General features: G+C 59.6%; 5 protein-coding genes and 1 pseudogene. 3 read left to right on the top strand and 3 right to left on the bottom strand.

Annotated elements, in window-relative coordinates:
• Positions 1-78: 78 nt before the first annotated feature.
• Complete coding sequence (locus A0130_06190) at positions 79-324, bottom strand: hypothetical protein (protein ID ANF31312.1); 246 nt, start codon at positions 322-324, stop codon at positions 79-81.
• Between the two features lie 1,394 nt (positions 325-1,718).
• On the opposite strand from A0130_06190, the gene A0130_06185 reads away from it, so the two are divergent.
• A complete protein-coding gene (locus tag A0130_06185) occupies positions 1,719-4,946 on the top strand; it encodes a hypothetical protein (protein ANF31311.1) in 3,228 nt (1,075 codons plus the stop codon).
• Between the two features lie 1,502 nt (positions 4,947-6,448).
• Positions 6,449-7,639: a hypothetical protein gene (locus tag A0130_06180; GenBank protein ANF31310.1), complete on the top strand. Its 1,191-nt coding sequence runs from the start codon at positions 6,449-6,451 to the stop codon at positions 7,637-7,639.
• 310 nt (positions 7,640-7,949) lie between these two features.
• Here A0130_06180 and A0130_06175 read toward each other — a convergent pair whose 3' ends face one another.
• Positions 7,950-8,231 (bottom strand): hypothetical protein, encoded by a 282-nt coding sequence (locus A0130_06175; protein ANF31309.1) that lies wholly within the window; start codon positions 8,229-8,231, stop codon positions 7,950-7,952.
• A 642-nt stretch (positions 8,232-8,873) separates the two neighbouring features.
• Entirely contained in the window at positions 8,874-9,116 is a 243-nt protein-coding gene (locus A0130_06170; GenBank protein ID ANF31308.1) for a hypothetical protein, read from the bottom strand.
• A 2,365-nt stretch (positions 9,117-11,481) separates the two neighbouring features.
• Between A0130_06170 and A0130_06165 the strand changes: the two are divergent.
• Positions 11,482-12,719 (top strand): annotated as a pseudogene (locus A0130_06165) (integrase).
• Positions 12,720-12,881 lie beyond the last annotated feature (162 nt).

The following is a 12,881-nucleotide window of genomic DNA, read 5'->3' as shown; positions in this document are numbered from 1 at the left end:
TGATTCGTGTTGGGCGACGGCGTCACGATCGTGCGTCTACCCGACGACACTGACGCGAACTGGCTGAGGCTTGCACTTTCAGACGATGAGTCGGGTGAGGTTGATGAAAGGAACGCACGCAGTCTCGGCGGTAAGCGCGGCGAGCCATCCGATCGGGGTGCGCGGGTCGGCGGCGATGGCCCACCCGTCCATTGCGTAGCGACTGACGGTCTCCACGCACTCCTGCTTCTCGGCCGGCGTCGGGTCCGTGGAGCCCTCCATCCCGATGAGTCCGCCGTGCAGTTCCGGTGCCATGCTGCTGGTGTCGACGATGAATACCCGCATCTCGCTCACTCCTATGGTCGATCGCTTTTGAGTGCCTTTCCGGCGGGTGATCGAGAGCGAGTGGGAGGTGCGTAGTGCCGGGACCGTGGAGTACCGGGGAGCGAAGCGGAGGAGGATACGCCGCGAAAGTCCGGCACGGAGCACCGGGAGGGAGCTACGATCGGGCGGCGGAAAGGCCCTCAAATCTCAAGGGGCTGCGCCGAGTGCGGCGACCTTGCCTCGTGGCCCGTGAGGACACAGATGTACCCCCATCGTCGACTCGGGTAACGACGCGGTCCCAGTGCTGACAGACATTGCATGGGCCGATTCAGCCAGAAGTAGACGCCTTCTGCCACACGGATGGATGCCGTCGAACACGATCGGTCGACTCCACGTGCCGATCAGATGGCCGCAACCAGGTTGACGCTGCACCCGTGTTGAACCGGGCCTGCGGAGGCCATTCCACTTAAGTGCCTACGTGCATTCGCTCTTGGCCGTAGTCTCTCCTGGCCTGTGATCCTCTACGTCTACTGAATTGGGTCTATTCCTAATTCCTATTCCCTTGGTCCATCCGTCCTTCTTGATCCGTCTGTCTTCGTCTCGTGCTTACGGCCTCCCTTCGTCCCACCCTCGTTCGTTCTGCGGTTTAGGCCCGCTCTGCTGGATCCTTGGTCCACTCCGCGAATCGGCCAGCGCGTCTGCTAGACGGGCGTCTTCTGACAGCCCAATCGGCCTACTTGGGCGACTTTGATCCTCGGGGCGGAGGTGAGGTTGTGGTCCGACGTCCGGTCCTGTAGGTGAATTCGGGTCGAATAGGCGAGCGCGCACACGATTTGCCTGGTCGAAGATGGAGGCCGGGCACTGACTCGAAGCCGTGCAAGACCCGACGATCAGCCGAGCTCGGCCTCGCGGATTTGAGGTTTGCCGCCGCATCTTTGACGCGGCGTCGACGAAGTGGCCTGCTCCTGCGTGTCGTGAACGCGACACGCTGAAGGTTCCGCGTAGGAGGCCGGCTCAGGCACGGGCTAGCCTGGGGTTTCCTAGCGAACGTGGGGAGGGCCGGGCGACGAGCTACGCGGACGATGGGGCTAGGAACCAGGTGTCTGCGGTGCGCCGTATGCTGAGCTACTTGCCAACCGAGGGAGTAAACGACAGTCGTGTCCTCATCACTTTTTGAGTTGATTCGTGTTGGCGCAAGTCTCACGGGTCTCGCGGGTTCAGACCCAGTCAAAGTTCTTGCGGTCGAGCGCCTGACCGACGACTCCGCGAACGTTACCTATCGCACTGCCGTCGGCGTAGCCGAGAAGATTGTTTTCGCTAACAGTGCCTCTCAACTCCGCGAGGTAGACGCCGGCCAAAGCTTTAGCTTTGATGCAGATCCGAACTCGTTCATGTTGGCCGCAGAAGCGCGACGCATGAAGCTCGCATATCTCTTCGATCCTCAGGCCGCGCTGGGAACGAGCGACGTCCGCCCTCTCCCGCATCAGCTCCGTGCCGTTTACGAAATCATGCTGCACAAACAGCCACTGCGGTACGTACTGGCGGACGACCCTGGCGCCGGCAAGACGGTGATGGCTGGCCTCTTAATAAAGGAGCTTCTTCTTCGTGGCGATGCCGCGAACGTCATGGTCGTCTCGCCTGGTGCGCTCGTTGACCAGTGGGACGAAGAAATGCGGGAAAAGTTTGGTCTGGAGTTCGAAGCGCTCACTCGCGACAAGATCATGCACGAGGGGAACCCGTTCGCACGCGGGGGCCTTTGGCTGGCCCGACTCGACGTCTTGGCGCGCAATAGTGAAGGGATCTTGGACAAAGCACGCGAGATCGATTGGGATCTCGTCATCTTCGATGAAGCGCACAAGATGTCTGCATCCGTCTGGGGGGCAGAGGTCAAGAAGACTAAGCGGTACCAAATGGCCGAAGAATTGGGGAGGCACACGCGGAACCTCCTGATGATGACAGCCACACCCCATTCCGGAAAGGAAGAGCAGTTCCAACTCTTCATGGCGTTGCTGGATTCGGATCGGTTTGAGGGAGCGGCACGGGAGGGCAGCCGGCGGGTAGACGTCTCCGACTTGATGCGCAGGCTTGTTAAGGAGGAGCTGCGGACCTTCGAGGGAACACGGCTATTCCCGGAGCGCTTCGCGTTTACTGTCAAATATGAGTTGTCACCAGCGGAGAAGGACCTGTACGTTTCCGTCACCGAATATGTCCGTGAGGAGATGAATCGCGCCGATGCGACCGACGGGGATAACCGTCGTCGCACCGCGGTCGGATTTGCTCTCACAACACTTCAGCGCCGGCTCGCGTCTTCACCTTCCGCTATCCATCGCTCTTTGGAAAGACGCAAGGCTCGCCTCGAAGCGGAACTGCGAGATGCACGGATGACCGCTGCGGTGAGGTCCGAGGCCCTTGAGGTTCCAGACGACTGGGACGATCTAGATGACCTGACCGATGAAGAGCGCGAAGTACTCGAAGACCGGGTCATCGCCTCGGCGACCAACGCACGCACGGTGGAGGAGCTGGAAACCGAAATTCGGGTGCTTGACCGGCTACTCGTGAAGTCTTTAGCCGTGAAGACGTCCCCAACGTATGCGAAATGGGACGCCCTTCGGGACACGCTGGACGACTCCGACGAGATGCGCGATGACACCGGCGCACGCCGCAAGGTAATTATCTTTACCGAGCACAAGGACACTTTGGATGACCTCGTGATGCGGCTAAGCCAGCACCTTGGCCGCGAGGATGCCGTCATCACCATCCACGGGGGAACTAAGCGCGAGGATCGCAAAAAGGCAAAGGAAACTTTCGAGCAAAACGAACGCTGTGTGTTTCTGATAGCAACTGATGCAGCAGGCGAAGGAGTGAACCTCCACAAGAACGCGCATCTGTTGATCAACTACGACCTCCCCTGGAACCCAAATCGGATTGAGCAGCGATTCGGGCGTGTGCACCGCATAGGACAGCCCAACACCTGCTTCATGTGGTCGCTGGTCGCAGACGACACCCGCGAAGGTGATGTCTATACCCGCCTTCTCGAGAAGCTCGAGGAGCAGCGCGCAACCTTAGGAGGCCGGGTCTATGACGTGCTGGGCCAAGTCTTCCAGGGCAATGCCCTTCGCGACCTAATGGTTGCGGCCATCAGAGAAGCAAACAAGCCCGAGCGTCAGCGGTACTTGACGGAAGTGATCGAGCCCAAGATTGCTGACGGCATTCCCGAGCTGCTGCGAGCAAATCAGCTGGTTCCGTCCGCATTGAGCGAAACCGAAATCGAGGATATGCGCCGCGACATGGAACGGGCCGAAGCGGCGCGTCTCCAGCCGCATCACGTCGAGGCCTTCTTCCATCGCGCCTTCGCCGAGGTTGGCGGACAGCTTCGGATGCGCGAACACAATCGCTTCGAGATACGGCGCGTGCCGGTTGAGATCAAAGAGCGCGACCGCGTTACCGGATTTGGCCAACCAGTCGTCGATGAGTACTACCGTGTCACGTTCGATCCTAAGTATGTCCGCGTCGATGGTAATAACCATGTCGCCACGCTTCTACACCCAGGCCACCCGTTGGTGTCTGCAACCATGAGCGTTGTCTCCGATCGCTATCACGACGACCTCCGTCGGGGTGCAGTTTTGGTGAACCGCTCGGACCCGTCGGTCGAGCCCTACATCATTTCTCTCTTGGAACACGACATCACTGACGGGCGGACCGCCTCGGACGGGCAGCCGGTAGTTGTGTCGCGTCGGGCGCAATACGTTCGAATTGATCAGGACGGCACCATCGCGCCGCTCGCAGGCTCCCCAATTCCGAATTTCGAGGTGCCAACCGACGAGGAGTTGGCGGCTAGCCAGTCGTTGGTTTCGGAGTCGTGGTTGCGGGCAGCAGACCTCGACCGTCGCGTAATTCGCGAGGCATCGATCACCATAGCGCGCCAGCACGCAGACGAGGTCAGGAGTCGAACCATCGAGCGCGTGGACAAGACAGAGCGACTTGTTCGTGAACGTCTGACTCGCGAGATTAACTATTGGGACCGCCGCGCGTTCGAGCTAAGCGAACAAGAGCGTGCGGGAAGAAAGACTCGCCTACCAGCTTCTCAGATGCGTGAGCGAGCAGACGCGCTCGCTCGTCGGCTCGAACGTCGCCTGAAGGAACTGGATGAGGAGCGCGACGTCTCGGCTCGCCCGCCTCGCGTTACAGGCGCTTGTTTGGTCATTACCCAAGGATGGCTAGACGCGCAAAATGATCCTGAGGGCGCAGCACTCCGCGCGAGGGAGACGACCCGGATCGAACGCCTCGCCGTCGATGCCGTTCTCCGCGTGGAGCGCGCTCTCGAGCACCACCCACTTGAAATGCATCACAACAACCCCGGCTACGACATCGAGTCTGATACCGGCATCAACATAGACTTCATCGAGGTAAAAGGAAGAGTGGCCGGCGGTCGCACCTTCGTTCTAACACGGCAGGAGGCGGTTACCGCACTCAACAAGGCCGAAAGTTCGGTTCTTGCCCTTGTGCAGGTTGGCGATGACGATGTTACGGCTGTGCGTTACCTCCGACGTCCCCTCCTCCAACCGATTGACCCGCGCGCGGCTCGCGTGGAGTTCGACTGGGCGCCGTTCTGGAATTCCGCAACAGAGATGAGTCAAGAGTGATCGAGATAGGCCGCAAGAAAAAGCTCATCGAGGTTGCTCTACCGCTAGACGAGATTAACGCGGCCTCCAAGGCCGACAAAGATCGTAAGACGGGCACCCTGCGAAACATTCACAAGTGGTGGGCTCCCATGCCATTGCCTGCGTGGCGTGCGCTCATCTTTGCGGCGCTCATTGACGATCCGGAAGACGATAACAAGCGCGTCTACCTTTTGGACCTCATCAAGCGACTCGTGGCAAACGGTGCCGGGCTGCCCAACGACGAGGATTTACGGGAGGCCCAGCAGCTGCTTGCAACACAGTACCCAGACGGTGTACCGATGGTCATCGACCCGTTCTGCGGCGGGGGCTCCACCCTGGTAGAGGCCCAGCGACTTGGCTTACCAACTTTTGGGTCAGACCTGAATCCGGTTCCTGTTCTTATCTCAAGGGCTCTCACGGAACTCGCTCCCAAAGTCTGGGGGCGCGCGCCAATTCACACGACCGCTCGAGGGGAGGAATCGGCGTTATGGCACGTTGATCCTTCACAGCAACACGAAGGTTTCGAGGGCTTCGAGTCGGATCTACGGTACTACGCAGGGGTCGTTGCTGACCGAGCCTGGGCGTTGCTCAAGGATGATTATGGAGACGACCCTGACAGGTCACTGACATGGAGCTGGATCCGCACAGCCACGTGTACAAATCCAACGTGCGGAGCCGAGCTTCCTCTGACGACTAGTTGGTGGTTGTCAAAACGTCCGCGGGATCTCGCGTGGATGGAACCGACATACGAGGGTCGACGCTTGCGAGTCTCGGTTGTGTCGGGTCGGGCCGAAGGGGCTGCCCCCGAGCCCACCAAGACCGGAAGGGGAGGTACATTCACCTGTCCTCGGTGCAAGTCCGTTCTCGACGAAGCATCGCTGATGGAGCAAGGTCGCTTGGGCAAGTTGGGGGTTAAGCTTGCCGCTGTCAGCGAGCAGGGACCGTCTAGACGGCTATATCGCGCTCCGACCGAGGCAGACGAGCGGGTGGCCCGCTCGGCTGTCGCGCCCGATGACATACCCGAGGTCACCCAACCGGACATTCCTCGGTGGTTTTCTGGGCCCAGGTTTGGCTTCAACACGTTTGCCAGCCTCTACACTTCGCGACAGCTGAAGGCCTTGGCTGTCCACGCCGACCTGATTGCATCACTTCGGGACGAAATACTCGCTGACGGGGGAGCCGCGGACTGGGCTAACTCGCTAGTCACATTTCTAGGTTTGGGACTAGGCCGAATGGCTCAGTATCAGTCCAGCCAGGTCAGATGGTTTATTGATTCGAGGTCCGGCGGCGGCCAGCCTTTGCCAGCATTCGGACGCCACGACATTCCAATGCAATGGGACTTTGCCGAGCTCACGCCCAAAATGGGTGCGGGATCGCTTGTAGGAGCGATCAATTCAATGGTTGCCTCGTTCCCCTATTTGGTGCGAGGCTCAGGGATTGTCGTTCGATCTGATGCGAGAACTACGCGAGCTAGCCGCCCAGGCTTGGTCGCTACCGATCCGCCCTACTTCGACGCGATCGGCTACGCAGATCTTTCCGACTACTTCTACATGTGGCATCGGCGAGCCTTGCGAACAGTGCATCCGGACCTCTTCGCGACCATTGCTACGCCGAAGGCAGGTGAGCTCACCGCGATCGCCAATCACCATGAGAGAAGTGTTGATCGAGCACGCGACTACTTCGTGCAAGGCTTTACCGAGACGTTCCACAACTTGTCGGCGTCTCTAGAGACGGATCTTCCGATGCTTGTTGTCTACGCGTCGAAGGAGCAGAAGGGCGGACGCGAAGAGGAAACGCGCTGGTCGTCAATTCTCACTGCCATGATCAACGCCGAACTCGAAATCACCGGCACATGGCCGATCCACGGCACTGGAGGCAATCGTATGATCGGCCTCGGCACGAACGCCGTTGCCACATACATCGTGATGGTCGTTCGCGCGCGATCTGACTCCGCGTCGACCTCGTCGCTTGCCGACTTTAATCGCGCGTTGAGGCGTGAACTTGGGCCGGCGATTCGGGATCTTCAGGCAGCCTCGATCCTCCCCGTTGATCTCGCTCAGGCAGCGATGGGTCCAGGAATGAAGATCTACTCTCGATATCGGGCCGTCCTGGATCAGTCCGGGGAACGGGTCACGGTAGAGCAAGCGCTGCGGCTCATCAACACGGCGCGCGACGAGATTATGGACGAGCAGGTTTCCGACCTCGATCCCGAATCGCGGTTTGCGCTGAGATGGTGGGAGTCTTTTGGGTGGACAGTTCAGCCGTTCGACACAGCCAACAAGACGGCTCGGCCACTCGGAATTGGGGTCGATGAAGTCGTACGGGCACAAGTCGCTACCAGCAGGGCGAACCAGGTTGCACTCCTCGGGAACGCAGATCTTGACCGCACCTGGGAGCCTTCAGCCGATATAAAGCCCACAGCGTGGGAGGCCGTTCATCACCTGGCTGACCGATTGATCGATGGCGGGGGCGAGCGTGAAGCCGCCAGACTTGTCGCCCGGCTTGGCGTTCTTCAAGACTCGGCAATGTCTCTTGCCTATCGCTTGCATGACATCGCTGCGAAGAAGGGCTGGACTTCTGATCAGGAACGCTACAACCTCCTCATCAGCTCTTGGTCGGAACTTGTAAGGCTCGGCGCGGACAGTGGCGACGGTGCCACGGAAAGGTTGTTCTGATATGGCGTCCCTCACAAACAAGGAGCGCGTGGGTCGAGTCCTAGACCTGGTAGTCGAAGGGCTTGGCCCATGGATGATCGCATTGCTCCAAGCAAAATACGGGAGCAACTGGTCGGCAGAGGTGGGTCGGACAGCTGGCTTGACCGGTCGCGACGGCTCGCCGAGCACGACCGACCCGGCGTACTTGTTCTGGGTTTTCGACAAGCAGTGGCATCAGGTCTTCAAGGAGCAGATGACTTTCGAGGACAAGCGAGTCGTGTCCGCCCTTTGGGACGCCCGCAAGGAGTGGGCGCACGGCGAACGGATTTCCTCAGAACGCACAGAGCGCGTGCTCATGGACGGTGAACACATCTTGCGTGCTATCGGCGCCGTTCAGAGCGCCGACAGGGCAGACGAGATGCGTCGTGAGTTCCGGCGCCTGATGTTCGAAGACGACCAGAAAAGACTGCAGCGAGCTCAGGAAAAGACGCTCTCTGTGCAGGTCGACTCGACGGGCCTGCCTGCCTGGCGAGATGTTGTAGAGCCGCACGATGACGTGGCACGAGGAACTTTCGAGCTGGCACAGTTTGCGGCTGACCTGCGCCAGGTACATCAGGGAGTAGCGAGTCCGGAGTATGGCGACCCATCTGAGTTCTTTGGCCGTACGTACTTGACCCGAGGACTGCGTTATCTCCTGGAGCAGGCCATCAGACGCATGGCTGGCGTTGGCGGAGAGCCAGTAATCGACCTAATGACTACCTTCGGCGGCGGAAAGACTCATTCCCTGCTCGCCGTTTACCATGCCGCTGCTGGAGTGCCCGCTGAACGGTTGCCGGGAATGCGCGAACTGCTCGATGGCATCGGTGTGGAAGAATTGCCGGCCGATGTGAAGCGAGCGGTTCTCGTCGGAAACGACCTTTCTATCCTCGGGATGCCGAAACCAGAGGGTTTCACAGTCAATACGCTGTGGGGAGAGTTGGCGTATCAACTCGGGGGCGTGGAGGGGTACTCCCTTCTTGAGCGATATGACGAGCAGTCGGTTCCCCCGACGACAACCGACCTTGCCAATTTGCTTGGCAAGTACGGGCCTTGCATCATCCTCATCGACGAATGGGTTGCGTACTTGCGGCAGCTCTGGTCCCGTGAGAAGCCCGCAGCGGCTGGCACTTTTGACGGACATATGAGCTTCGTTCAATCCCTAACCGAAGCGGTCAAGGCCGTTCCAACCGCGCTGGTTGTGGTCTCGTTGCCTGCTTCAGACGTAGTTCGAGACGTGCCGAGTGGCGAAGCGCCGCTTGAAAACGAGCATGAGGTGGGCGGGACCGCGGGAGCGGAGGCCTTGCGACACCTTCGGACTGTCATCCACCGTTTGGAGACCGCGTGGCAGCCCGCCACGGTCGAAGAGTCTTTTGAAATAGTCAGGCGCCGAATCTTCAAACCTTTCGGTCGCGAGCAAGATGCAGCGCGCGACCTCGTGGTTCATAAATTCATGGAACACTACACGCGATTCAGCTCCGAGGTTCCGAGCGAGGTGATGCAGCCCGGCTACCGAGCATCAGTGCGGACCGCCTACCCGATTCACCCCGAGCTATTCGATCGGCTATACAAGGACTGGTCGACCCTTGAGCGTTTCCAACGAACTCGTGGGGTGCTGCGACTGATGGCCACCGTCGTCTATGCTCTTTGGACAAGCGGCGACCGCTCCCCGATGATCCTCCCTGCTTCGATTCCCTTGGACGCACCAAAGGTGTTCGACGAACTGGCCAATCATCTGGACGACTCGTGGAAGCCAATCGTGGACGCGGACGTTGCTGGAGAGACGTCTACTGCCAACATTGTTGACAGCGAAATCAAGCTCCTCGGTCGCTCCATGGCAACGAAACGCGCGGCCCGTTGCGTCTTTCTCGGGACCGCGCCCATGGCGAATTTGCGGAACAGAGATGGATCGGCCGCGACTATTCGTGGGATCGAGCAAAAGCGCGTCGTTCTCGGTTCGACCTACCCGGGCGATAATCCCGCGCACGTCTCTGATGGCTTACGACGCCTCGGCGATCTCGGAAAGTATATGAACCGTGATCAGGACCGCTACTGGCTGTCCTTGCAACAAACTGTGGCCCAGATCGTTCAAGAGCGTGCCGATTCGTATCACGAGGATCAGGTGTTTGATGAGCTAGCAGCTGTTATCAGACAAGAGACTGATAAGGGCCTCTTCGAACGTGTACATCGCTTCCCAAATACCAGCATCGATGTTGACGACGATGCGGGAATAGGGCTGGTCATCTTTGGCCCGGATCGACCGTTCTCTAAGAGGGGACGGTCTGTCGCCGAAGACTCGGCTTTCGATTTTTTGACCAGGCGCGGTACGAACGCGCGGATTCACAAGAACAGTCTCATTTTCCTGGCGCCCGAGGTCGACCGAATAGACATCTTGTTGAACGCTGTGCGCCAGCGAATGGCCTGGGAATACATCCTTGGAAACAGGGACTCCCTCAATCTGGACCAGCACAATATCAAGGTGGCTGAGTCGAGAGTCGCGCAACAGAAGCAGACAGTCAAAGACTCCATACGCGAGGCTTATCGATGGATCCTTGTGCCGACGCAAGAACCGGGCTCCGCCGAGCTTGAGTTGGAGTCCATCTTGATGAACGGTGAGGGCACCCTCGCTGAACGAGTCACCAGGAAAGCTGACGCGGGTGAGTTCGTCGTCCGGACCTTCTCCCCATCGCTCCTTCGAATGCAGATCAACCGGCTAGAACTTTGGCGCGACAAGCCATACGTTTCCCTGGATGCCCTGGTTGGGTACTTCAGCCAATACGTTTACATGCCGAAGGTAGTCAGGCCTGCGATTGTTGTGGATGCGGTTAGGCACCTGGCTGACGAGCTCGTGATCGAACTGGATAGTTTCGCCTACGCTGATGGCCTTGATGAGGGGAGATTCGTAGGCCTCACGCTCAAGAATCCTGTCGCTGTCCGCCAGAATGGCCTTCTGGTCGACCCAGTGATTGCAAAGGAACAACTCGCGTCAGAATCGTCGGGGGACAATGCGGGTACTGGCGCCGGGGCTGCATCACCCGCACCGGGTTCTTTCGGCGCGGAATCGGGAAGCTCTCCGTCTGCCGACCCGACTCGTGGCCCGGGAGGTTCAGCTGCCGAAACAGCGGTCCCGACACGATTCCACGCTACGAAAGACTTGACGCTCAATCGCGTAGTGCGCGACGCGGGACAAATATATGAAGAGATAGTGTCCCACTTTGTCGCGGCTGGCGTTCCCGTAAGAGTCACTATTGACATCGAATCTGACTCGATCGCTAAGCTAACCGAGGACCAGCGTTCGGCGATTAGAGAGAACTTGAGTGTTCTTGGGTTTGGCGACGGCCACTGGTCGATGCGCTGACCCTCCATCCTGACATCGATTCGGCTGAATCAGGCTCACGCAGCCGCGTGCCCAGTCGTCGTTGAGAAACGAAAACGCGAAGGCGTCAACAAACACTTTCGTGTCCTTCTCGACGTCCACGTCAAGGAATTCGAGTGCTCGTTGAGTAACCCCAGGTCGTAGTATTCGGATACGCCCAACGCTACCCCTCTTCTCCGTGTCCAGATGGTATCGGAACTGCGGTTCGCCAGGGTCGGACCGCCAGCGATCCAACGGACGGCTAACGAAAGTATTCGCTCGGCGCGATTGGCGGCCGCTGAGCATCAGGCGAGGCGAAAGTCGACCAGAGTGCGTTACGAGCTGGCACGGCGGGAACATGACTATAGAACTGACTGTGTGTGATCCATCAGAACTCTGACGAAGCTGCATCAATAGAGCTCTGACGTTGCGGCGGCGTTTGGTGCTGACAGTTGCCCTCAATGTTTGAGGGATGAGCCGTGTTGACCCTGTTGATCCTCGTGTCCGTCTCGCGATCGTTCAGTGGCCGCCGGATGCGCCGCGCGGTTCGATCACGACGTTCTGCGCTGAGCACGGGATCTCGAGGGAGACGTTTTATGCGATCCGGAAACGGGCAGCGGAGGATGGGCCGGCGGCGGCGTTGGAGCCGCGGTCGAGACGGCCGCGCAGCAGCCCGTCGAGGGTCGCTGATGATGTCGTCCAACGAGCGGTCGGAGTGCGAGCGGCGTTGGAGGCGTCGGGCTTGGACCATGGGCCGATCAGTGTTCACGAGAAGATGCGTTCGCTCGGGATGGACCCGGTGCCCTCGACGGCATCGCTGTCGCGGATCTTCCGCGAGCAGGGCGTCGCCAAGGTCGAGCCGAGGAAGAAGCCGCGAGCGTCGTATCGTCGGTTTGTCTATCCGGCGCCGAATGCGTGCTGGCAGCTCGACGCAACCGAATACGTCCTCACCGGCGGACGCAAGTGCGTGATCTTCCAGCTCATCGACGACCACTCCCGGCTCGCAATCGCCTCCCACGTCTCCTGGGGCGAAACCTCCGAGGGCGCTATCGCCGTGGTCAGCAAAGGCATCGCAGCTCACGGTGTCCCGCAACGGCTGCTCTCCGACAACGGGGCGCCTTAAACCCGTCCCGCCGCGGAGTGCTGGGACAGCTCGTCGCCTACCTGCGATCCCTTGGCGTCGAACCGATCACGGGGAAGCCCTATAAGCCGACCACGCAGGGCAAGAACGAGCGCTTCCACCAAACCTTGTTCCGCTTCCTTGACAAGCAACCGCTGGCGGAAACGTTGGAGCAGTTGCAGGGCCAGGTCGATGCGTTCGATCTGATCTATAACACCGAGCGCCCACATCAAGGATTGCCCAGTCGGGTCACTCCATCGACGGCTTGGGCTTCGACACCGGTGGTCGAACCACCACGACCGATTCCGCAGCCGGCGGCTCCGGCCGGGGATGAGGGGATCCGGATGACGCGGATCCACGACAACGGCACTGTCTATGCCCGCGGCGCTAAGTTCCAGGTCAGCCGCACCCTTGCCGGAGCGATCGCCTATCGGGTCGAGGAAGACGACCGACTGCTGATCTTCGACGCTGGCGGCACCCTCCTGGCCGAGTATCCCTGGCCCGCTCCGGGCACCAAATACGTCGGCAGCGGCAACCCCCGAGGACCCCGCGGCCCACGCAAGAACCGGGAAGTGTCAGAGATGTCCTGATACACCGTTTGTCAGGGATGTCCTGATGCAGAAACGTCAGAGATGTCTTGAGACATCACAACTATAGAACTGACTCGATGACGAATTTGCCCACAATTTGCCCACAATCGAGTGAGTTCCTATGTGATCGCAGTCATCTCAATGGGGTCGAAAAGCGCGGAA

Origin of the sequence: Leifsonia xyli (genome assembly GCA_001647635.1) — a bacterium.
In the GTDB taxonomy this organism is placed as follows: Bacteria; Actinomycetota; Actinomycetes; order Actinomycetales; family Microbacteriaceae; genus Leifsonia; species Leifsonia xyli_A.
This window is presented reverse-complemented; position numbering and strand designations above follow the sequence as displayed.

What these genes read in the sequence shown, in the direction of transcription:
- A0130_06175 (ANF31309.1), bottom strand. Translation starts at nt 8,231, where the DNA reads ATGTACCTGGCGCAGGTCAGCCGCAAACTGTGCCAGCTCGAAAGTTCC.
- A0130_06185 (ANF31311.1), top strand. Translation starts at nt 1,719, where the DNA reads ATGAAGCTCGCATATCTCTTCGATCCTCAGGCCGCGCTGGGAACGAGC.
- A0130_06190 (ANF31312.1), bottom strand. Translation starts at nt 324, where the DNA reads ATGCGGGTATTCATCGTCGACACCAGCAGCATGGCACCGGAACTGCAC.